Source organism: Kitasatospora sp. NPDC090091, assembly GCF_044747365.1.
Taxonomy (GTDB): domain Bacteria; phylum Actinomycetota; class Actinomycetes; order Streptomycetales; family Streptomycetaceae; genus Kitasatospora.
Map to the genome: position 1 here is coordinate 165,644 of NZ_JBIVDY010000003.1, position 20,688 is coordinate 186,331.

The 20,688-nt window shown below is 74.1% G+C and carries 16 protein-coding genes; 11 read left to right on the forward strand and 5 right to left on the reverse strand.

The features are described from left to right. Nucleotides 1-168 precede the first annotated feature (168 nt). The 5 genes from dusB to ACIPSC_RS06460 all read left to right on the forward strand — a co-directional run bounded on the left by dusB (nt 169) and on the right by ACIPSC_RS06460 (nt 6,265). A complete protein-coding gene (dusB, locus tag ACIPSC_RS06440; RefSeq protein WP_400823598.1) occupies nt 169-1,338 on the forward strand; it encodes a tRNA dihydrouridine synthase DusB in 1,170 nt (389 codons plus the stop codon). Between the two features lie 564 nt (nt 1,339-1,902). Continuing rightward, on the forward strand, nt 1,903-4,611 hold the full coding sequence (ppdK, locus tag ACIPSC_RS06445; RefSeq protein ID WP_400823600.1) for a pyruvate, phosphate dikinase: 2,709 nt from the start codon (nt 1,903-1,905) through the stop codon (nt 4,609-4,611). A 215-nt stretch (nt 4,612-4,826) separates the two neighbouring features. Continuing rightward, nucleotides 4,827-5,342, forward strand: a complete 516-nt coding sequence (locus ACIPSC_RS06450; protein ID WP_400823602.1) for a ribonuclease domain-containing protein — start codon at nt 4,827-4,829, stop codon at nt 5,340-5,342. 135 nt (nt 5,343-5,477) lie between these two features. Continuing rightward, nucleotides 5,478-5,948, forward strand: a complete 471-nt coding sequence (locus ACIPSC_RS06455; RefSeq protein ID WP_400823604.1) for a hypothetical protein — start codon at nt 5,478-5,480, stop codon at nt 5,946-5,948. Further along, nucleotides 5,948-6,265 carry a winged helix-turn-helix domain-containing protein gene (locus ACIPSC_RS06460; RefSeq protein WP_400823606.1) on the forward strand — a complete coding sequence of 106 codons (318 nt, stop codon included), beginning with the start codon at nt 5,948-5,950 and terminating at the stop codon, nt 6,263-6,265. Before ACIPSC_RS06455 ends, ACIPSC_RS06460 begins: the two co-directional genes overlap by 1 nt. 81 nt (nt 6,266-6,346) lie before the next feature. Here ACIPSC_RS06460 and ACIPSC_RS06465 read toward each other — a convergent pair whose 3' ends face one another. After that, complete coding sequence (locus ACIPSC_RS06465; protein WP_400823608.1) at nt 6,347-7,342, reverse strand: hypothetical protein; 996 nt, start codon at nt 7,340-7,342, stop codon at nt 6,347-6,349. 109 nt (nt 7,343-7,451) lie between these two features. On the opposite strand from ACIPSC_RS06465, the gene ACIPSC_RS06470 reads away from it, so the two are divergent. Continuing rightward, nucleotides 7,452-8,702, forward strand: a complete 1,251-nt coding sequence (locus ACIPSC_RS06470) for an ADP-ribosylglycohydrolase family protein (protein ID WP_400823610.1) — start codon at nt 7,452-7,454, stop codon at nt 8,700-8,702. Nucleotides 8,703-8,828: 126 nt separating this feature from the next. Here ACIPSC_RS06470 and ACIPSC_RS06475 read toward each other — a convergent pair whose 3' ends face one another. Then, entirely contained in the window at nt 8,829-9,557 is a 729-nt protein-coding gene (locus ACIPSC_RS06475; protein WP_400823614.1) for a GNAT family N-acetyltransferase, read from the reverse strand. A 736-nt stretch (nt 9,558-10,293) separates the two neighbouring features. Between ACIPSC_RS06475 and ACIPSC_RS06480 the strand changes: the two genes are divergently transcribed. The 5 genes from ACIPSC_RS06480 (at nt 10,294) to ACIPSC_RS06500 (ending at nt 17,271) form a co-directional block, all read left to right on the forward strand. Beyond that, on the forward strand, nt 10,294-11,238 hold the full coding sequence (locus ACIPSC_RS06480; protein ID WP_400823617.1) for a PAC2 family protein: 945 nt from the start codon (nt 10,294-10,296) through the stop codon (nt 11,236-11,238). A gap of 221 nt (nt 11,239-11,459) precedes the next feature. Then, nucleotides 11,460-12,455: an SGNH/GDSL hydrolase family protein gene (locus ACIPSC_RS06485; RefSeq protein WP_400823619.1), complete on the forward strand. Its 996-nt coding sequence runs from the start codon at nt 11,460-11,462 to the stop codon at nt 12,453-12,455. A 126-nt stretch (nt 12,456-12,581) separates the two neighbouring features. Then, nucleotides 12,582-13,892, forward strand: a complete 1,311-nt coding sequence (locus ACIPSC_RS06490; RefSeq protein WP_400823621.1) for a deoxyguanosinetriphosphate triphosphohydrolase — start codon at nt 12,582-12,584, stop codon at nt 13,890-13,892. 117 nt (nt 13,893-14,009) lie between these two features. Next, on the forward strand, nt 14,010-15,917 hold the full coding sequence (dnaG, locus tag ACIPSC_RS06495; RefSeq protein ID WP_400823623.1) for a DNA primase: 1,908 nt from the start codon (nt 14,010-14,012) through the stop codon (nt 15,915-15,917). A gap of 136 nt (nt 15,918-16,053) precedes the next feature. Then, nucleotides 16,054-17,271 (forward strand): RNA polymerase sigma factor, encoded by a 1,218-nt coding sequence (locus tag ACIPSC_RS06500; RefSeq protein ID WP_400823625.1) that lies wholly within the window; start codon nt 16,054-16,056, stop codon nt 17,269-17,271. Nucleotides 17,272-17,295: 24 nt separating this feature from the next. Here ACIPSC_RS06500 and ACIPSC_RS06505 read toward each other — a convergent pair whose 3' ends face one another. From ACIPSC_RS06505 to ACIPSC_RS06515, 3 genes are all read right to left on the reverse strand, one after another. Then, nucleotides 17,296-18,540, reverse strand: coding sequence for a DUF2690 domain-containing protein (locus ACIPSC_RS06505; RefSeq protein ID WP_400823627.1), 1,245 nt, complete (start codon nt 18,538-18,540; stop codon nt 17,296-17,298). 444 nt (nt 18,541-18,984) lie between these two features. Continuing rightward, complete coding sequence (locus ACIPSC_RS06510) at nt 18,985-19,113, reverse strand: hypothetical protein (RefSeq protein WP_400823629.1); 129 nt, start codon at nt 19,111-19,113, stop codon at nt 18,985-18,987. A gap of 54 nt (nt 19,114-19,167) precedes the next feature. Next, entirely contained in the window at nt 19,168-20,601 is a 1,434-nt protein-coding gene (locus ACIPSC_RS06515; protein WP_400823631.1) for an FGGY family carbohydrate kinase, read from the reverse strand. Between the last annotated feature and the right edge of the window lie 87 nt (nt 20,602-20,688).

Genomic DNA, 20,688 nt, shown 5'->3' on the forward strand with positions numbered 1-20,688 from the left:
GAGCGGCTGACCGGAGGCCGACCGGAGGCCGACCGGGGCGGCCGACCGGAGGCCGGCGGGGCCGCGGTCGGCCGCCCCGGGGCGAGCAATTCCGACGCGCCCGGGGCCGGTCCGCCGAGTGGGGGACAATGAAGAGTCCCGCATCCCCGTCCCCGAGGTCAGCCGCGCATGACAGCCACGCCCGCACCCACCGCGACCACCGACGAGTTCGCGCCGCTGACCATCGGCCCGATGCAGGTATGGCCGCCCGTTGTGTTGGCGCCGATGGCCGGCATCACCAACGCGCCGTTCCGCACCCTCTGCCGCGAGCAGAGCGGCGGCAAGGGTCTGTACGTCTCGGAGATGATCACCACCCGGGCGCTGGTCGAGCGCAACGCCAAGACCATGCAGCTGATCAAGTTCGACGCGAGCGAGAAGCCCCGCTCGATCCAGCTCTACGGGGTGGACCCGGTCACCGTCGGCAAGGCGGCCCGGATGATCGCGGACGAGAACCTGGCCGACCACATCGACCTGAACTTCGGCTGCCCCGTCCCCAAGGTGACCCGGAAGGGCGGCGGCTCGGCCCTGCCCTACAAGCGGAACCTGCTCCGCGAGATCCTCCGGGAGGCCGTCGCCAACGCCGGGGACCTCCCGGTCACCATGAAGATGCGCAAGGGCATCGACGACGACCACCTCACCTACCTGGACGCCGGCCGGATCGGCGCCGAGGAGGGTGTGGCCGCGATCGCCCTGCACGGGCGCACCGCCGCCCAGCACTACGGCGGCACCGCGGACTGGTCGGCGATCGCCCGGCTGCGCGACTCCGTCCCGGCGCACATCCCGGTGCTCGGCAACGGGGACATCTGGTCGGCGGACGACGCCGTGCGGATGATGCGGGAGACCGGCTGCGACGGCGTGGTGGTCGGCCGTGGCTGCCTGGGCCGCCCCTGGCTGTTCAAGGACCTGGTCGCGATCTTCGAGGGCGAGGTCGACTACGCCCGCCCGAGCTTCGCCGACGTGTCGCGGGCGATGGTGCGCCACGCGCAGCTGCTCGGCGAGTGGCTGGGCGACGAGGCCCGCGGTGTGATCGATTTCCGCAAGCACGTGGCTTGGTACACCAAGGGCTTCTCGGTCGGGTCCGAACTGCGGGTGAAGCTGGCCAACTCCTCCTCCTTGGCCGAATTGGCCGAAACCCTGTCCATGGTGGAGCAGTCCCAGCTCTGGCCGGCCGGTGCGGACGGCCCGCGCGGCCGGACGAGCGGCAACAACCGGGTGGTTCTGCCCGAGGGGTGGTTGGACGATCCGTACGACTGCGCCCTGCCCAGCGTAGACGCCGAATCGGACACCTCCGGCGGATGATCTGTCCTTAGTGGCCAAATGGCCCCCTCGGGGGTCATGGACGCCCCGGCCCAGCCCTCTTGTCCAATTCGGCCAAGAGGGCTCCCTTTTGGCGCGCTGATGTCACGCAACGAGCACGATTCTGGACGGAGTGCGACGATCGACGCAGGCGGACTACGCCCGATCGGCGAGATGCGCTCGTGACGCTTGCCACATACGGTGGCTGCTGACGGTGACTCAGGGGACGAATTGGCCAGTTCGGCCGGGAATCGCTTCCCGAAGGGGAGCGGTGCGGGATCGGCCCGTCCGGGTGCAGGAAATCAAGCCGGGGCGACGCACTCGGCCGTCGGTCACTACCCTGCGTCCCGCTCGTGTGATCTTCCGGTTTCCTTGTCTTCAAGACTTGAACGCTTGCTAGCGTCATCCGGACGATTTCACCAACAGAGGTGAACGCCTTTATGTGCATTCGATCTGCTGGGTTACCGCTCCGTACTGGCCACGTACGGCCTATCGGGGACGCAAAAGTGCCTTCGAAATGGGTATGTTCTCCGGCGTCAGGGCAACCGCGTACGAGGAGACCGACCCGTGCCGTCCCAGCAGAAGTTTGTTTACTCCTTCACCGAAGGAAACAAGGACCTCAAGGATCTTCTTGGCGGCAAGGGCGCGAACCTGGCCGAGATGACCAACCTGGGCCTCCCCGTCCCTCCGGGGTTCACCATCACCACCGAGGCCTGCAAGGTCTTCCTGGAGACCGGCAGTGAGCCGGCCTCGCTCCACGAGGAGATCAGCGCGCACCTTGAGGCGCTTGAGCAGGAGATGGGCAAGAAGCTCGGCCAGGCCGACAACCCGCTCCTCGTCTCGGTGCGCTCGGGCGCCAAGTTCTCCATGCCCGGCATGATGGACACCGTCCTGAACATCGGTCTCTCCGACGCCTCGGTCGTCGGTCTGGTCGCGCAGTCCGGCAACGAGCGCTTCGCCTGGGACTCCTACCGCCGCCTGGTCCAGATGTTCGGCAAGACCGTGCTGGGCGTCGACGGCGAGCTGTTCGAGGAGGCCCTGGACGAGGCCAAGCACGCCAAGGGCACCACCAACGACCTGGACCTGGACGCTTCCGACCTCCGGGAACTGGTCGAGGTGTTCAAGGGCATCGTCGAGCGCGAGACCGGCCGGGCCTTCCCGCAGGACCCGCGCGAGCAGATGGACCTCGCCGTCCACGCCGTCTTCCACTCCTGGAACGGTGACCGCGCCCGGCTGTACCGCCGCCAGGAGCGCATCCCGAACAACCTGGGCACCGCGGTCAACGTCTGCACCATGGTCTTCGGCAACCTCGGCGAGGACTCCGGCACCGGCGTCGCCTTCACCCGCGACCCCTCCACGGGCGCCCAGGGCGTCTACGGCGACTACCTGTCCAACGCCCAGGGCGAGGACGTCGTCGCCGGCATCCGCAACACCCTGCCGCTGTCCGAGCTCGAAAACCTCGACAAGAAGTCGTACGACGAGCTGATGGCGATCATGCAGAAGCTTGAGAACCACTACCGCGACCTCTGCGACATCGAGTTCACCATCGAGCGCGGCAAGCTCTGGATGCTGCAGACCCGCGTCGGCAAGCGCACCGCGGCCGCGGCCTTCCGGATCGCCGTCCAGCTGGTCGACCAGGGCCTGATCGACCTGGACGAGGCCCTGATGCGGGTCACCGGCGGCCAGCTCTCGCAGCTGATGTTCCCGCGCTTCGCCCCGAACGCCGAGTCGAAGCAGATCGCCTGGGGCCTCGCAGCCTCCCCCGGTGCGGCCATCGGCAAGATCGTTTTCGACTCGTACACCGCCGTCAAGTGGTCCCGCTCCGGCGAGAAGGTCATCCTGGTCCGCCGCGAGACCAACCCGGACGACCTGGACGGCATGATCGCCGCCGAGGGCATCCTGACCTCGCGCGGTGGCAAGACCTCGCACGCCGCCGTCGTCGCCCGCGGCATGGGCAAGACCTGTGTCTGCGGTGCCGAGGAGCTGGAGGTCGACACCAAGCGCCGCCGGATGACCACCGCCGACGGCATGGTGCTGGAGGAGGGCGACGTCGTCTCGATCGACGGCGCCACCGGCAAGGTCTACCTGGGCGAGGTACCCGTACTGCCGTCCCCGGTGGTCGAGTACTTCGAGGGCACCCTGCACGCCGGCGCCGACGTTCAGGGCGGTCTGGTCCAGGCCGTGCACCGCCTGATGTCGCACGCCGACGGCCGCCGCCGGCTCGCCGTCCGCGCCAACGCCGACAACGCCGAGGACGGCGGGCGCGCCCGCCGCTACGGCGCCCAGGGCATCGGCCTGTGCCGCACCGAGCACATGTTCCTCGGTGAGGAGCGCCGCAAGGAGGTCGAGCACCTGATCCTGGCGGACAACGACAAGGACCGGGAGCTGGCCCTCTCCACCCTGCTGCCGCTGCAGAAGGGCGACTTCCTGGAGCTCTTCCAGGCGATGGACGGCCTCCCGGTGACGGTCCGCCTGCTCGACCCGCCGCTGCACGAGTTCCTGCCGGACATCACCGAGCTGTCGGTGCGCGTCGCCCTCGCCGAGGCCCGCAGGGACCCGAACGAGAACGACCTGCGCCTGCTCCAGGCCGTGCACAAGCTGCACGAGCAGAACCCGATGCTGGGTCTGCGCGGCGTCCGCCTCGGCCTGGTCATCCCCGGCCTGTTCGGCATGCAGGTCCGCGCCATCGCCGAGGCCGCCGCCGAGCGGAAGCTGGCCGGCGGGGACCCGCGCCCCGAGGTGATGATCCCGCTGGTCGGCACCGTCCAGGAGCTGGAGCTGGTCCGCGACGAGTGCGAGCGCGTGCTCGCCGAGGTCGCCCAGTCCACCGGCGTCCAGCTGGACATCAAGCTCGGCACCATGATCGAGCTGCCGCGTGCCGCGGTGACCGCGGGCCAGATCGCCGAGGCCGCCGAGTTCTTCTCCTTCGGCACCAACGACCTCACCCAGACCGTCTGGGGCTTCTCCCGGGACGACGTGGAGGCCTCGTTCTTCACGGCCTACCTGGAGAAGGGCATCTTCGGGGTCTCGCCGTTCGAGACCATCGACCGCGACGGCGTCGGCTCGCTGGTGAAGCACGCCGTCGAGGCCGGCCGGGCCACCCGTCCCGACCTCAAGCTCGGCGTCTGCGGCGAGCACGGCGGCGACCCGGAGTCGGTCCACTTCTTCCACGAGGTGGGGCTGGACTACGTCTCCTGCTCCCCCTTCCGGATCCCGGTGGCGCGCCTGGAGGCCGGCCGCGCCGCCATCGAGTCTGCGGGCAGCGACTCGCGCTGAGGAAGGCATCCCTCCAGCGCGGTTCCATTCGCTGACCGCAATCCCTCCCGTCGGGAGGGCGTACACCGGAGCTCGGCGCAGGAGAACCGGCGTACGTAACGCAGCCGGGGCGGGAACGGACAACGGCGTCCGTTCCCGCCCCGGCCGCGTGCTTTCCGGGCCGCGGCCGCGCCCGCCGTCGCTCCCGCGGCCCGCCCGGCTGCCAAGCTGGGCCCATGACCAGCAGAAACCGCCTGCCCGCCCGTCTGGCCGTCCTGCTCTGCGCCCTGGCGGCGGCGGCCGGGTGCACCGGCGCGGACCACGGCGCCACCGCCCCCGCGACCGCCCCCGGTGCCGCTTCCGCCGCCACGGCCACCGCGCCCCGACCGAGCGCCCCCAAGCCCTCCGCGCCCAGGACGACCGCCGCCACTCCCGCCCCGGCCGGCGCCTGGGTGCCCACCGACCCCGCGCTCGCCGACGTCTGCCGCACCCGGCTGCCCGCACAGGCCCTCGACACCCTCGGCCTGATCGCCGAGGGCGGGCCGTACCCGTACCGGTCGGACGGGATCGTCTTCGAGAACCGGGAGAACCGGCTCCCGCGCAAGGCCTCCGGCTACTACCACGAGTACACCGTCGTCACCCCCGGCTCCGCGGACCGCGGCGCCCGGCGGGTCGTCACCGGCGGTTCCGGTGAGCAGTACTGGACGGCCGACCACTACGACAGCTTCCAGGAGATCGACGCCCGCTGCTGACGGAACCCGGCCCCCGGCAGAACTTTCGAACCGGCAGAACTCTCCTTTGGGAACTACTTTCCAATGCGGAAAGTAGATGCCATAGTGGAAGTACCGAGGCGCTCCGACGGGGTGCCGAAACGCCAGGGGGATTCCATGAACGACACCGCTCCGGCCGGCCTCTCCGCGGCGGAGGCACTGCGCGTCGCCGAACAGGCCCGCGCCGCCGCACAGGCCCCGCGCTCGCTACCGGGCTGGTTCGGCCCGGTGTTCGCCGTGGCCTTCACGCTCTACGGCTCCGGCGTCGGGTATGCCGCCTACTCCCACACGAGCTGGCTGGGCGGCGCGCTGGCCGTGGCCTTCGCAGCCCTGACCGGAGCCCTGACCGCGGTCGCGGCTCGCAGTGGGGGCATCGTGCAGCGCTCGGCGAGCGGCTGCCGGCACCTGTACTGGCGTGCGTTCGCGCAGGTGGGCGCGGTGGCGCTGGCGGCGGCCGGGCTGGCCTACGCGGCCGGTGCCGACGCCCGCGGGTTCGGGGTGGCGATCGGTGCCGCGTCGGGCGTGGCGTTCTGGGTGACGGCCCGGTGGCTGAACACCCGGATCCGGCGCGAGTTCGAGGCCCGCTGATGCCCGCCGGACTCGACCCGCTGCTGCAGCACCCGACCAGGCTCGCCGTGCTCGCCTTCCTGAGCGCTTGTCAGGAAGCCGAGTTCGGCGCCGTCCGGGACCACTGCGAGGTCTCCGACTCGGTGCTCAGCAAGGCCGCGACCGCCCTGGAGGAGGCCGGCTACGTCAAGGTGAAGAAGGGCTATGTCGGCAAGCGCCCGCGCACCTGGCTCGCCGCCACCAAGTCCGGCCGTGCCGCGCTGGCCGGGCACGTCGCCGAGCTTCAGCGCCTGGTGGCCGCCGCCGCGGCGGCCGGCGCGGAGCACGGCCGGGAATAGCCCGGCCCGACCCATGCCGGAGCGGGGGGCCGGCATGGGTCGGCGGACCGGACTCGCCGGACTCGCCGAGCCGGACCGGACTCACCGGGCCCGGCGCCAGCTGATGCGGGCGTGCGGCCCGTGCGGCCCGGAGGCGATCAGGGCGGCCAACTCCCGCAGGACGGGGGCGGGATCGCGGCGCAGCTGGACGGGGGTGGCCCGGACGACCGGGAGTCCGGCGGCGGTCAGCCGGTTGGCGCGGGCCAGGCTCCGCTCGTGGTCGGCCGGTCGCAGGTGCCAGGCCCGGGAGTCGATCTCCAGGGCGACGCAGGCCGGCGGCCAGTAGGCGTCCGGTACGGCGAGGAAGCCGCCGTCGAGGAAGAGCACCGGGTTCCAGAGCGGTTCGGGCAGGCCCGATCCGTGCAGCAGCTCCCGGGCCTCGCCCTCCGCCACCGAGCGGACCCCGGCCGTGAGTTCCTCCACCACCCGTGCCACGTGGGGGAGTTCGGCTGCACCCGGCCGGGCGAGCAGCTGGTCCAGCAGTTCGCCGAGGCTGCAGTGGCGCCGCTGCACGGCCTCCGCGCAGAGTGCCCGGTAGCGCCGCCGGCCGGTCTCCCGCGGTGCCAGGTCCGCGAGCGCCCGGGCGACCGTGGTGGTCCAGAGTCCGTCGTCCCGCTCGAAGCCGCCCGGCATCGCCCCGGCCGCGCGGTGGATGCGGACGTACTCCCGGTCGGCCACCCGGCGCGGGCCGGGCACCAGCACGTCGACCTCGGTGAGGTCGGCCGGGTGCCCGGCGCTGGGCAGTCCGGCGTCGGCGAGGACGGCGGCCCCGGTCAGCAGCACCTCACCGGCCTGCGGCCCGCGGCCCTTCGGCCCCGCGTACGCGAGCGCCGAGCGCAGCCGCTGATGTGACGTCAACCGCCCGGTCTGCAGGCAGATCACCCGCGGCAGCACCTGCTGCCACGGGCCGCCCGGCCGCAGCCGGTGCGCGATCGTGCCGGACGGCACGCCGAGGCGGCGCAGCTGTGCCCGGGTGACGATGTGCTGCTGGTCGGCGCCGAGCAGCAGCAGTGGGGCGATCGGATCGGCTCGGCTCATGCCCGGGTGCTTCCCGTCCGGGTCGGGAGTATGCGAAACATCGCCCGCCGGGGGAGCGGGCCGGTATCGAGGTTGACGCGGAGCAGCCCGCCCGCTGAGCTTGGGCGCGATGACGACTTCTCACTCCGGCCCCGCGCTCGACGCGCTCAACGGCCTCTCCGTCGGTGACGCCCTCGGCGCCCAGTTCTTCGTTCCCGCCACCGCCGCGGCCCACTTCGCCGCCCGTACCGTTCCGCCCGGCCCCTGGCCGTGGACCGACGACACCGAGATGGCCTGCTCGGTGTACGCGGTGCAGGCCGAGCGCGGCGCGGTCGACACCTTCGACCTCACGCACTCCTTCGCCCGCCGCCACGACTTCGACCGCGGCTACGGCCCGGCCGCCAACCGCCTGCTCCGGCTGGTCCGCGAGGGCGGCGACGCCAGGGCGCTCGCCGCCGAGCTCTTCGACGGCCAGGGCTCGTACGGCAACGGCGCCGCGATGCGGGTGGCCCCGCTGGGCGCGCTGTACTACGCCGATCCCACCAAGGCGATCCGGCCGGCCGCCGAGACGGCGCTGATCACCCACACCCACCCGCAGGCCGTGGACGGCGCGATCGCCGTCGCGGTGGCCGCCGCCTTCGCGGTGCAGGTGGGCAGGCAGGTCCGGATGACCCCGACCACGTTCCTGGACCGGGTCCGGGCCCTCACGCCGGCCGGCGCCGTAAGGGACGGCCTGACCGAGGCGATCGCCCTGCTGGGCGAGCCCGATCCCGCGGTCGCCGCGCGGGTGCTCGGCAACGGCAGCCGGACCAGCGCCGCCGACACCGTGCCGTACGCGCTGTGGTGCGCGGCCCGCCGGCTCACCGACTACCCGGCGGCGATCTGGGAGGCGATCGGCGCGGGCGGGGACATGGACACCGTCGCGGCCATCACCGGCGGCGTGGTCGCCGCGTGCACCGGCACCGCCGGCATCCCGGCCGCCTGGACGGCCGCCCGTGAGCCGCTCCCGGCCTGGGCGTTCCCGGAGCCGCAGAGCGTCCCCGGCGGCCGGGGCCGGGCGGAGATGCTGGTGCCGCGCCCCCACCCCGTCCCCGACCTGCGGTGGAGCGACGAGGAGTGGCAGCGGATCCGGAGCGGGCCGCAGGAGATCGGGCCGGACCGCCGGTGGTCCGTGCACACCCACGAGGGCACGGTCCGGATCTGCCGCTCGGGCACGCCGGTCTGGGAGCTGACGGTCGTCCACGGGCGGGACGGCCGGCGCGCGGTCTCCGCGGTGGCCGAGACGATCGACCGCCGGTGGTCGCTGTCCGACGGGGGCGAGCGCGATCCCGCCGTCCTCGTGCAGGTCCTGCGGGCGGCCGCCACCGGCGGGCGGCCCTGACCCCGGCCGGTGGGCCGGGGCGCGGGCCCGGGCCCACCGGCCGAACGGAACCCGGTCGGGACGGGGGCGCCCGGTGCGGACCAGCCGGTGGCCCCCACCCGGAGGCCCACCCGTCCGCCGCGGCCGTCAGGCCGTGATCAGCTGCCCGGCGCCGCCGCCGTGTCTAAGGCACTCCTGGTTGATCGCCCGGTCCGGGGCGCTCGGCGAAGTGGCGGCGGCGATCCGCAGCTCGATGATGTCCCGCACGGCGGGCCACTCGGCGTCGAGGATCGAGTAGAACGCGGTCGAGCGCACCACCCCGTCCAGGCCGCGCGAGTGCGCCCGGCGGACGCCCTCGGAGGTCGCGCCGAGCCGTTCGATCGCCGCCCGGGACCGCATGTTCCGGGCGTCCGCGCGCATCGAGATCCGCTGCACGCCCCACTCCTCGAAGGCGTACCGCAGCATCAGCAGCTTCGCCTCGGTGTTGATGCCGGTGCCCTGGGCGCGCGGGGAGAGCCAGGAGTTGCCGATCTCGGCGGCGTCCGGCACGGCCGTGGCAGGGTCGCCGAACGGCACGCCGGGCACCGGCGGCCAGACGACCGGGCCCTGCCAGTAGTCCAGTTCCAGGAACCGGGTGGAGCCGACCACCCGGCCGTCCGCGACGTTCACCGTCGCGAACGGCATCGACCGGCCCGCGGCCTGGTCGGCGAGGGCGCGCGCGATGTAGTCGCGGGCCGCTTCCAGGCCGTGCGGGACGGGGGTGAAGGCGTAGGTCGTACGGTCCTCGGCGCCGGCCTCGGCGATGGCCTCGGCGTGGTGCGCGGCAAGGGGCTCCAGCCGCACGGTGCGGCCGGTGAGGATGACAGGTACGGGCACGGAACCTTCGGTCCTTCATCGGTCGTAGGGCGCGCCCCGCGCCGGGGTGCGGCACAGGACACGGTGGACGTTCGCCCCGGTCCGGGGTCCGCCCGCCGGTACCCGTGCACGCCGGAGGTCCGGTCGGGCGGGGCGGGGGCGGCGGCCCGGAGGCGGGCAGCGCGGTGCCGGAACGGACGCGGGTCCACGGACCGGTCCGGCGGGATGAGCGAGGGGACAGTGTGCGTCCGCGAAATGGCCGAGGAGGAAACGAGAGCGCGAAGGGAAGCAGGCGGCCAGGTGAAGGCAAGATGCGTCGTGGGTGGCTGGCCGAGCACCGGTCCGGGACGTGATCGACGGCGTTACGGTACGACGTGACGACGACGCGACGATGCGAGGCAGCGAGAGGACGATACCCGCCAGAAGGCGGTGCGTCACTTCGCAGCACACGAATGGGCGCGCCGGGCTTTCGGACGCGGCCGCCGGAGGGCGTTCGGACGCCCGTGACCAGGGGGTTTCCGGCCGGGTGCGATCATGGTCGGGACGAGCCTCCGAAGGCGCTCCCAAGGCGCTCCCAAGGCGCTCCGAAGGCGCTCCCGAGGCCCTTCGCGAGCGCGACGAAGGCTCCCCGGCCCTCGACCGGGGGCCGCGTCGCGGCGCCGCCGGCCGGCGGCGGGAATTCCGGCGCGCCCCGGCACGCTGGACACGAGGAGAAGCAGGTACGAGTCGACGATCAGGGAACGGGGTTGGGTTCGCGGTGCGTGATCCCCAGGCGCTGTACGAGCTGGATCAGCAGGGCGTGGCCGCCGTGGCCGCGGCGAACGCCGCGTTGGCCGACACCGGCGCCGGGCTGGTGCTGCTCCACCACTTCGAGGGCTTCATGGACGCCGGCGAGGCCGGCGGCCAGGTGGTGGCCCACCTGCTCGCGGAGGGCTCGCCCCAGGTGGTGGCCCGCTTCGACCACGACCGCCTGGTGGACTACCGGGCCCGTCGCCCCGCGATGGTCTTCGACCGCGAGAGCTGGACGTCCTACGCCCCGCCGGAGATCCTGCTCCAGCTGGTCCACGACGCGTCCGGCTCGCCGTTCCTGCTGCTCACCGGGCCGGAGCCGGACGTCGAGTGGGAGCGCTTCATCGTCGCCGTGCGCGAGCTCGTCGAGCAGTTCGGCGTGCGGCTGACGCTCGACTTCCACGGCATCCCGATGGGCGTGCCGCACACCCGCCCGGTCGGCCTGACCCCGCACGGCAACCGGCTCGACCTCGCGGCCGGCTACCCGCAGTGGTTCGAGCAGGCGCAGGTCCCCGGCAGCGCCCAGGCCCTGCTGGAGTACCGGCTCGGCGAGGCCGGGCACGACGTCCTGGGCTTCGCCGTGCACGTGCCGCACTACGTGGCCCGCTCGGAGTACCCGGCCGCGGCGGTGCTGATCCTGGAGGCGGTGCAATCGGCCACCGGCCTGGTCCTGCCGGGCACCGGGCTGCGCACCCGGGTCGGCGAGGTCTACGCCGACATCGAGGAGCAACTCGCCCAGGGTGACGGCGAGCTGCGCTCGGCGATCCGCGGCATGGAGGGCCAGTACGACGCGGTGGCGGGCGCGGAGGGCCGGGAGAGCCTGCTGGCCGAGCCGGTGGACCTGCCCTCGGCCGACGAGCTGGGCCGGCGCTTCGAGCAGTTCCTCGCCGAGCACGAGCGCGGCCCCGAGTAGCCGCCCCGAACAGCCGCCGCGAGCACGGGCACGAGCGGCGCCCCGGGCAAGGCCGGGGCGCCGTGCCCATGGGGCGGGGCCGCGGGCCCGGGGGAGCGGGGCGGAAGAATCCCCGCCCGGGGCGGGAGTCATCCGGCGCGGTCCGTTCGTTGAGGCAGAGGTGCCCGGGGGACGGGCCGCCGCAGGGAGAGACGTCACCGTTCCGACCCCCGGGGGGATCCATGCCTGTGCCCGCACGCCCGACGACCACCGCCGTCCTGTCCGCCGCCCTCGCCGCGCTGCTGCTGGCCGGCTGCACCGGCGGCGGCTCCGAGGGCTCCGCCGCCCCGGCCCCGGACGGCCCGCGCCCGCTGCGGGCCACGCCGACGCCCACCCCGACGCCGACCCCCGCCGGCCCCTACGTCGCCCTCGGCGACTCCTACACCTCGGGCCTGAAGATCGCCCCGCAGGTGGGCGAGCCCGGCGGCTGCGCCCGCTCGGCGGTCAACTACCCGTCCCTGGTGGCCAAGGCGCTGGGCCTGGCGGCCGGGCAGTTCAAGGACGTCAGCTGCAGCGGCGCCCGCACCGGGGACCTCACCGGCTCCCAGGAGACCGACGGCGGCGCCAACCCGCCGCAGCTCGAAGCGCTCACCCCGGCGACCCGGCTGGTCACGGTGGGGATCGGCGGCAACGACGCCGGGTTCATGGAGGTCGTCGGCGCCTGCGCCCGGGAGAACCTGGTCGACGCGGTGAAGGGCCTGGTCGGCGCGGACCGGACGGAGGCGCCCTGCCGTGACCACTACGCCTCGGCCGGCGGCGCCGCCGACCAGGTCCAGCGCAAGGTGGACGCGGCCGGCGAACGGCTGGGCGGGATCCTGACGGACATCAGGCAGCGCTCCCCGCAGGCCAGGGTCTACGTGGTCGGCTACCCGACGCTGCTGCCCGCCGACCCGGCGAGCTGCCTCCCGGTGCTCGGCCGCGCCGTCGCCCCCGGCGACCTGGGCTTCCTGGTGGAGAAGGAGCAGCAGCTGAACGCCATGCTCAAGCGCCGGGCCGAGGCCGCCGGCGCGGTCTTCGTCGACGCGGCCGCACCCTCGGCCGGCCACGACATGTGCGCCGGCGAGGCCGCCCGCTGGGTCGAGCCGCCCTTCCCCGCGCCCGGCCTGGCGGCGATCCACCCCAACGCCAAGGGGCAGGAGGGCGTGGCCGCGGCGGTGCTCAAGGCGGTGCGCGGCTGAGCCGGGAGGCTGCCGGGAGGAGCCGCGCGCCGGGCGCGCGCGGGGCGAGGGTTCACGTCCCGGCCCGCGCCCCTTCGCGCGCGGCACACTTCCGGTGTCGTACGTCCGGCGTACCGTGAAGGTCATATGGACGACACCGCGCAGAGCCTCATCGCCGCCCCGAGCCCGTACGACCACGCCGCCGAGGCCCGCTGGGTGCCCGAGCCGGACAAGCGCCCCGGCCGGACGGCGTTCCAGCGCGACCGTGCCCGCGTGCTCCACTCCGCCGCCCTGCGCCGGCTGGCCGGAACCACCCAGGTGGTGGCCCCGATGCGCAGCGACTTCCCCCGTACCCGGCTCACCCACTCGCTCGAATGCGCCCAGGTCGGGCGTGAGTTGGGCGCCGCGTTGGGCTGTGACCCGGACCTCGTGGAGACCGCCTGCCTCGCCCACGACATCGGCCACCCGCCCTTCGGCCACACCGGCGAGGAGGCCCTCGACCAGGCTGCCGAGGCCTGCGGCGGCTTCGAGGGCAACGCGCAGTCGCTGCGCATCCTCACCCGCCTGGAGCCCAAGCGGTTCGCCCCGCAGGACGACCAGCCGGCCCGGCTTGCGCCCTGGCCCGGCCGCAGCGTCGGCCTCAACCTGACCCGCGCCGCGCTCGACGCCGCCACCAAGTACCCCTGGACGCACGGCTCCCACCCGGTCGACCCGGCCTCGCACAAGTACGGCGTCTACGCCGACGACCTCCCGGTCTTCCGCTGGCTGCGGGCCGGCTCCCCGGCCGGGCGCAAGTGCTTCGAGGCCACCGTCATGGACTGGGCCGACGACGTCGCCTACTCCACCCACGACGTCGAGGACGGCCTCCAGGCCGGCCACATCGACCCGGCCGCGCTGCGCGCCCCGAGCGAGCGGGCCGAACTGTTCAAGGTGGCCGAGCGCTACGCCCCGGACGCCGAGCCGGAGGAGCTGGCCGCCGCGCTGGACCGGCTGCTCGCCCAGGAGTGGTGGCCCGGCTCGTACGACGGCTCGGCCCGCGCCCGGGCCGGCCTGAAGGACCTCACCAGCCAGCTGATCGGCCGCTTCTGCCTGGCCGCCGAACAGGCCACCCGCGCCCGCTACGGCCCCGGGCGGCTCACCCGGTACGCGGCCGAGCTGGTGGTGCCGCGCGACGTCCGGCTGGAGTGCGCCGTGCTCAAGGCGGTCGCCGTCCGGTTCGTGATGCAGCGCGACGAGCAGGCCCAGCTGCGGGCCCGCCAGCGGATCGTGATCGCCGAGCTCGCCCACGTGCTCAACCAGCGCGCCCCGGAGGGGCTGGACCCGGTCTTCGCGGCCCTCTACCGGGAGGCGGAGGACGACCGCGCCGCCCTCCGCGCGGTGATCGACCAGATCGCCACCCTCACCGACGCCTCCGCCCTGGCCCTGCACGCCAAGCTGGTCGGCGCCGCCTGGAGGTGATCCCCGGGGCCGCGGCCACGCCGGACCCGCCCCGCCGGTGAGGCGCCGGTCACGCCGCCCCCGCCGGCCCCCGGGAAAGCCCCCGGGAAAGCCCGGCCGCCCCAGTAGACTTCCGGGGTGGCCGGGCGGATCAGGGACGAAGACGTACAGGCGGTGCGCAGCGCACTGCCGATCGACGTGGTGGTCGGCGACTACGTACAGCTGACCAACGGTGGCGGTGGCGAGTACAAGGGCGTCTGCCCCTTCCACGACGAGAAGTCCGCCTCCTTCTACGTGAACCCCGCCAAGGGCGTCTTCCACTGCTTCGGCTGCCAGGAGAACGGCGACACCATCGCCTTCCTGATGAAGATCGAGCACTTCACCTTCGCCGAGGCCGTCGAGCGGATGGCCGCCCAGGCCAACATCACGCTCCGCTACGAGGAGGGCGGCTACAGCCCCCGCCACCAGCAGGGCGAGCGGACCCGGCTGGTCGAGGCGCACAAGGTGGCCGCCGCCTTCTACCAGGAGCAGCTCGCCTCGGCGGAGGCGGAGATCGGCCGCCGCTTCCTGGCCGAGCGCGGCTTCGACGAGGAGGCCGCCCGGACCTTCGGCGTCGGCTACGCCCCGGCCGGCTGGGAGCACCTGGTCCGCTACCTGCGCGGCAAGGGCTTCAGCGACAAGGAGATCCTGCTCGGGGGCCTGGCCTCGCAGGGCCAGCGCGGCGGCCTGATCGACCGCTTCCGGGGCCGGCTGGTCTGGCCGATCCGCGACATCGCGGGCGAGGTGGTCGGCTTCGGGGCCCGCCGCCTGCGCGAGGACGACAACGGCCCGAAGTACCTGAACACCCCCGAGACGCCGATCTACAAGAAGTCCCACGTGCTGTACGGCATCGACCTGGCGAAGAAGGAGATCGCCAAGTCCGGCCGGGCCGTGGTGGTGGAGGGCTACACCGACGTGATGGCCTGCCACCTGGCGGGCGTCACCTCGGCGGTGGCCACCTGCGGTACCGCCTTCGCCGAGGACCACATCAAGATCATCCGCCGGCTGATGATGGACAACGCCAGCTACCGGGGCGAGACCGTCTTCACCTTCGACGGCGACGCGGCCGGCCAGAAGGCCGCCCTGCGCGCCTTCCAGGACGACCAGAAGTTCGCCGCCCGGACGTCCATCGCGGTCAGCCCCGGCGGCATGGACCCGTGCGACCTGCGGCTGGCCAAGGGCGACGACGCAGTCCGCGAGCTGATCGACAACCCGGTGCCGCTGTTCGAGTTCGCGCTGCGCTCGGCCGTCGCCCGGCACCGGGTGGAGAACCCGGAGGGCCGGTCCGCGGCGCTGGAGGAGGCCGCGCCGATCGTCGCCCGGATCAAGGACCGCTCGATCCAGCACGAGTACGCCGTCCGGCTCGCCGGGATGCTCGGCATCCTGGACGAGCAGTTCGTGGTGCGCCGGATCTCCCAGCTCGCCCGCTGGGAGCGCGAGCGCCAGCAGAACCCGCGCGCCAACGGCCAGCAGCGCCGCCCGGACCCGGCCCAGCCGGTCCGGCCCGCCCGTCCGGCCTTCGTGCTCAACCCGCGCGACCCGGCCCAGTTCGTCGAGCGCGAGCTGCTCAAGCTCGCCCTCCAGCACCCGGACCTGGTCGCGCCGGCCTTCGACCACTACGGCGAGGACGAGTTCCCGACCCCGCCGTACACCGCCGTGCGCCGCGCCATCGCCCAGGCCGGCGGTGCCGCGTACGGGGCCGGGCTGGCCGACTTCACCAGCGCCGTGCGCGAGGCCGCGCCCGACGACCAGGTCCGCTCGCTGGTCACCGAGCTGACCGTCGAGCCGGTGCGCTCGCGCCGCAAGGCGGACGCGGTCTACGCGGGGGAGTTCCTGGTGAAGCTGCGCCTCCAGGCGGTCGACCAGCGGATCGCGGAGGGCCGCGCGTACCTCAACCAGCTCCACGCCCGGGGCGCGAGTGAGGAGTGGCACGCCGTGAGCAACGAGCTCTGGCAGCTGCAGCAGTACAAGGAGCGACTGCGCAGCCAGGGTGCGGCAGGGTTGTAGGGCCGCGCGGCGATCCTGCGCCGGGGGAGAAAGTCCGCGCACGAGTCTCGGCCACGGAGTGTGGCGTGCCGCACACTGGAGGGCGTCCCAGCTCCGTACAGCGCGGGTCCGCCAGAGTCGCGCCCGCCCCGAGGGGATGCCCGTGGACCAAGGCTCTGCGACGACCGCCCGCCCGACCACCGACCAGCTCGCCCCCCACGACGACCACGGCCGGGCCGGGGCTCCGACCCCGGACGGGGCCCGGGTGCCTTCCCAGGGCCGCCCCGAGGCCCGCGACGGTGACGAGGAGTCCGGCGAGTCCAGACCCGGGCCCGACCAGGAGGCCGAAGCCGACGCCGAGGCCGCAGCCGAAGCCGCTGACTCCGAGCCCGACGCAGACGCAGACGCAGACGCCGGCGCCGACGCGGACGCCGACCCCGGCCCCGCGGCCGCCGGCGCGAGCGGCCCGGCCGCCGACCTGCTCCGCCAGTACCTGCGCGAGATCGGCCGGATCCGGCTGCTGACCGCCGTCGAGGAGGTGGAGCTGGCCCGCCGGATCGAGGCCGGCCTGTTCGCCGAGGAGCGGCTGCACCGCGAACCCGCGCCGTCCGACCCGTTGGCCGGTGAGCTGGACAGCCTGGTGGTGATCGGCCGGATCGCCAAGCGGCGGCTGATCGAGGCCAACCTGCGCCTGGTGGTCTCGGTCGCCAAGCGCTACGTCGGCCGCGGGCTGACCCTCCTCGATCTCATCCAGGAGGGCAACCTCGGGCTGATCCGGGCGGTGGAGAAGTTCGACTACGCGCGCGGCTACAAGTTCTCCACTTACGCGACCTGGTGGATCCGGCAGGCGATGAGCCGGGCACTGGCCGACCAGGCCCGGACGATCCGGGTGCCGGTGCACGTGGTCGAGCTGATCAACCGGGTGATCCGGGTCCAGCGCGCACTGCTCCAGGAACGCGGCCTGGAACCGACCGCGGCCGACATCGGCGCTGCCCTGGAACTGACCGAGGAGCGGGTGCGAGAGCTGCTGCGGCTCGCCCAGGAGCCGATCTCGCTGCACACCCCGGTCGGCGAGGAGGACGACGTGGCGCTCGGCGACCTGATCGAGGACGCCGACGCCGCCTCACCCGCCGAGTCGGCCGCCTTCCTGCTGCTGCGTCAGCACCTGGAGGCCGTCCTGGCCACCCTCGGCGAGCGCGAGCGCCAGGTCGTCCAGCTCCGCTACGGCCTGGACGACGGGCGCCCGCGCACCCTGGAGGAGATCGGCATGCTGTTCGGGGTGACCAGGGAACGGATCCGCCAGATCGAGTCCAAGACCCTGGTGAAACTCCGCGACCACGCCTTCGCCGAACAGCTCCGCGGCTATCTCGACTAGACCGGCGCCGCTGGACCGGCGCCGCTAGGGCGCCGCCGACTCGGGGGGCCCGGCCGGGGTGGTCGCCGTTGCCGTCGCCGCCGCCGCCGTTGCCGTGGCCGCCGGGGTCGAGGGGCTTGCGGCGCCGGGGGATGGGGAAATCGCGGGCGGGGAGGCCGGGCCGATCGGGATCGGGGTGGAGGCGACCAGCTGGGCGAGGTGCGAGACGCTCGCCGTGCAGTCGTCCCCGGCCGACTGGTGCCCGCAGACCCGGAAGGTGGTGGCCGGGTCGCCGGCGTTCACCATCATCGAGTAGTTGTCGTAGCCCCAGTGGATCAGCGCGGTCTCAACCTCGCCGGCACTTGTGGTGACGGTCGCGCTGTCGCCCGGCTGGCCCTCGGTGATGGCGGCCCAGGCGGCCTGGCACTTCTGGCTGTAGCGGAGGTAGATGACCACCTTGCCGATGTTGCCGGTCTGCAGCGTGCGGGCGTCGGCCCCGCAGCCGGTGGTCTTGGGGTCCTTGTGCGCGCAGCCCATCGCCTGGCAGCTCGGCCCGGGCGCGGCCGGGGAGGCGGGCTTTACGGGCGGGGCCGTACTGGCCGTCGCGGTCGGAGCGGGCTGCGCGTGGGCGGGCGACGCCTCGGCGCCGTCGCGGCTGTACCGGAATCCGGCCGCGCCCAGGAGGACCGCCAGCACCAGGCCGCCGGCCACGAGCGCGACCGGCCGCCGCCACCACGGCGCGGCCGTCCGGGCGGACGGCACCGGCCCGGCCCCGGGCGCCTCGGCGGAAGGCTCCTCGGCGGAGGGCTCTTCGACGGACGGCTGCCCGGCGGACGCCTCGTCGCCTGACGCCGCCTCGCCTGACGGAGCCTCGACCGGGTCCGCCTCGGCAGCGGGCTGCCCGGCCCCGGCGGCTGCTGCGAGGGGCCCGGCGGCGTCCGCGGACTCCTCCGCCGCAACGGCCTCCGCGGCCGCCGGCGCCTCCACCGCGTCCGGCTCGGCGCCGTCCTCGGCCGCGACGACGGCCACCGGCGCCGAGGCCTGCGCCCAGAGCGCCCGCAGCGCGGGACCGTCGCACTCGACGGTCCCGATCAGCGCCTCCAGCGCCTGCTCGGTGATGACCCGTTTGCCGTTCAGCCAGCGCTCCCAGGAGGCCCGGCTGTAGTGGGTCCGGGTGGCCAGCTCGGACAGCGAGAGTCCGGTCGCGTCCTTGACGGCGCGCAGCCGCTCCGTCAGGCGTGCAGCGGACTCGGACAGTTCGTCCGGCAGTTCTTTCCAGGCGGATGCCATGCGGTCTTCCCAACACGAGAGACGGGGGGACGCGGGGAGCGAACTGGGGTCGGGAGGTGCACCGGCCCGGCCCAGGGGCGGCTTCGCGTCTCCAACCTCACCGACCAGCCGTCTCAAACCCCAGGTCACCGCTCTGAGACGGACGGAAGTGTCTCACAACCCCGGTGATCGCTCGAACATTCACTGGTCAGTCGTGCAGAGTTCTCGCGTCGGCCCACTGCGGAGCCCGGATCCTTCGTCCGGTGACCGTCGTGGACCTGGCTCCCTGCCGTCCCGAATCCCCCACCGGCCGGGGCAGCCTCGCGGGGGGAGGCTGCCCCGGATCGCAGGGACGCGCGGCGGGGAGGGCGTTTCGTGCCGCCCTCCCCGCCGCGACCTCTTTCCCCTCCACGGTGGCGGGCCGTCAGGGCCGGACGGCCCTCGGACCCGGCACACCGTCCCCCTTCAGCGGGACGGGCGGGCGCCGCGCTCCCGCGGCCACCGCGACAGCTCGAAGACGCCGAGCCCGCCGAACAGACCGCACCCGTCGAGCATGTCGAACCCCGGCAGGACCGGCCGGACAGGGCCGAGCACGCCGAACGCCGTCCCACCCGTCGCCCGGCGCCGTCCCACGGCCGCCGGCCCGGCTCAGCCGGCCGTCTCCGGGTGGATCTGCTCGCGGGCGGCCCGGAACTGCTGACGCACCGCCGAGCCGACCGGCAGGTCCTGCTCGGCGTCCGGCGTGACGGTCTCCGCCCCCGGCAGCTCCCAGCGCGGCGGCTCCGGGGTGCCGGCCAGCGCCCAGGCGGCCTGCCGGGCCGCGCCGCGCGCCGCGTGGGCACCGGGCGGCGGCACCACGACCGGGACGCCGAAGACCAGCGGGGCGATCTGCCGGACGGCCGGCAGTCGCCCGGCGGCCCCGAGCAGGAAGACCCGGTTCACCGGCACGCCGCGGGCGCGCAGGACGTCCAGCGCGTCCGCGAGGTTGCAGAGCATGCCCTCGACGGCGGCCCGGGCGACGTGCTGCGGGGCCATCGACTCGGCCCGCATCCCGGTCAGGGTGCCGGCGGCGTGCGGCAGCGCCGGCGTCCGCTCTCCGTCCAGGTAGGGCAGTAGCACCAGCCCGTAGGCGCCGGGGCTGGACTGCAGGGCGAGGTCGCTCAGGCCCTCCAGGTCCTGCCCGAGCAGGGCGGCGGTGGAGCGCAGCACCTGGGCGGCGTTCAGGGTGGCGACCATCGGCAGGTGGCGGCCGGTGGCGTCGGCGAACGAGGAGACCAGACCGGTGGCGTCCACCACGGCCTCCTCGTGCACCGCGAAGATCGTCCCGGAGCTGCCGAGCGAGACCGCCGCGTCGCCCGGCCCGAGGCCGAGGCCGAGCGCGGCGGCCATGTTGTCGCCGGTGCCGGCGGAGATCAGCAGGCCCTCGGGGGTCTGCCCGGCGGGCTCGGCGGGGCCGAGCACGTCGGGGAGCTTGAGACCGTGGCCGAGCGCCAGCTCGATCAGGTCCTGGCGGTACTCGCCGGTGATCGGCGACCAGTAGCCGGTGCCGGAGGCGTCGCCGCGGTCGGTGGTGCGCCGCTTGGGGTGGCCGAGCAGCTGCCAGACCAGCCAGTCGTGCGGCAGCAGCACCTCGGCGATCCGGCGGGCGTTTGCCGGCTCGAACTCGGCCAGCCAGCGCAGCTTGGCGATGGTGTACGTGGGGCCGGGCACGGCGCCGATCGCCGCCGTCCAGGCCGCCGGGCCGCCGAGGGCGTCCACCAGCGCGGCGGCGGCGCCGCTGGAGCGCGGGTCGTTCCAGAGGATCGCGGGCCGCACCAGCACGCCGCCGGCGTCCAGGCCGATCATGCCGTGCTGCTGCGCGCTGACGCCGATCGCTCGGACGCCCTCCAGCAGCCCGCCCGCCGCGGCGTCGCCGAGCGAGTGCAGCCAGAGCTGCGGGTCGGCCTCGCCGGCCCGGGTCTCCGCCCGCTCCGGCGCGGGGTGCGGGGCCTTGCCGGACCGCAGCACCGCGCCGGTCTCCGTGTCGCACGCGACGATCCGGGTGCGACCGGTCGAGCTGTCTATCCCCGCGACGATGGCCATGTCGAGATCATGCCTCAGCGGGCGCGCCGACGCTGGCGACCCGGGCAAGTGTTGCCCGTACGGTTCCGCCGTACCGGCGCGGTGTAC

What these genes read in the sequence shown, in the direction of transcription:
- dusB (WP_400823598.1), top strand. Translation starts at nt 169, where the DNA reads ATGACAGCCACGCCCGCACCCACCGCGACCACCGACGAGTTCGCGCCG.
- ACIPSC_RS06450 (WP_400823602.1), top strand. Translation starts at nt 4,827, where the DNA reads ATGACCAGCAGAAACCGCCTGCCCGCCCGTCTGGCCGTCCTGCTCTGC.
- ACIPSC_RS06455 (WP_400823604.1), top strand. Translation starts at nt 5,478, where the DNA reads ATGAACGACACCGCTCCGGCCGGCCTCTCCGCGGCGGAGGCACTGCGC.
- ACIPSC_RS06460 (WP_400823606.1), top strand. Translation starts at nt 5,948, where the DNA reads ATGCCCGCCGGACTCGACCCGCTGCTGCAGCACCCGACCAGGCTCGCC.
- ACIPSC_RS06465 (WP_400823608.1), bottom strand. Translation starts at nt 7,342, where the DNA reads ATGAGCCGAGCCGATCCGATCGCCCCACTGCTGCTGCTCGGCGCCGAC.
- ACIPSC_RS06470 (WP_400823610.1), top strand. Translation starts at nt 7,452, where the DNA reads ATGACGACTTCTCACTCCGGCCCCGCGCTCGACGCGCTCAACGGCCTC.
- ACIPSC_RS06485 (WP_400823619.1), top strand. Translation starts at nt 11,460, where the DNA reads ATGCCTGTGCCCGCACGCCCGACGACCACCGCCGTCCTGTCCGCCGCC.
- ACIPSC_RS06490 (WP_400823621.1), top strand. Translation starts at nt 12,582, where the DNA reads ATGGACGACACCGCGCAGAGCCTCATCGCCGCCCCGAGCCCGTACGAC.
- ACIPSC_RS06500 (WP_400823625.1), top strand. Translation starts at nt 16,054, where the DNA reads ATGCCCGTGGACCAAGGCTCTGCGACGACCGCCCGCCCGACCACCGAC.
- ACIPSC_RS06505 (WP_400823627.1), bottom strand. Translation starts at nt 18,540, where the DNA reads ATGGCATCCGCCTGGAAAGAACTGCCGGACGAACTGTCCGAGTCCGCT.
- ACIPSC_RS06515 (WP_400823631.1), bottom strand. Translation starts at nt 20,601, where the DNA reads ATGGCCATCGTCGCGGGGATAGACAGCTCGACCGGTCGCACCCGGATC.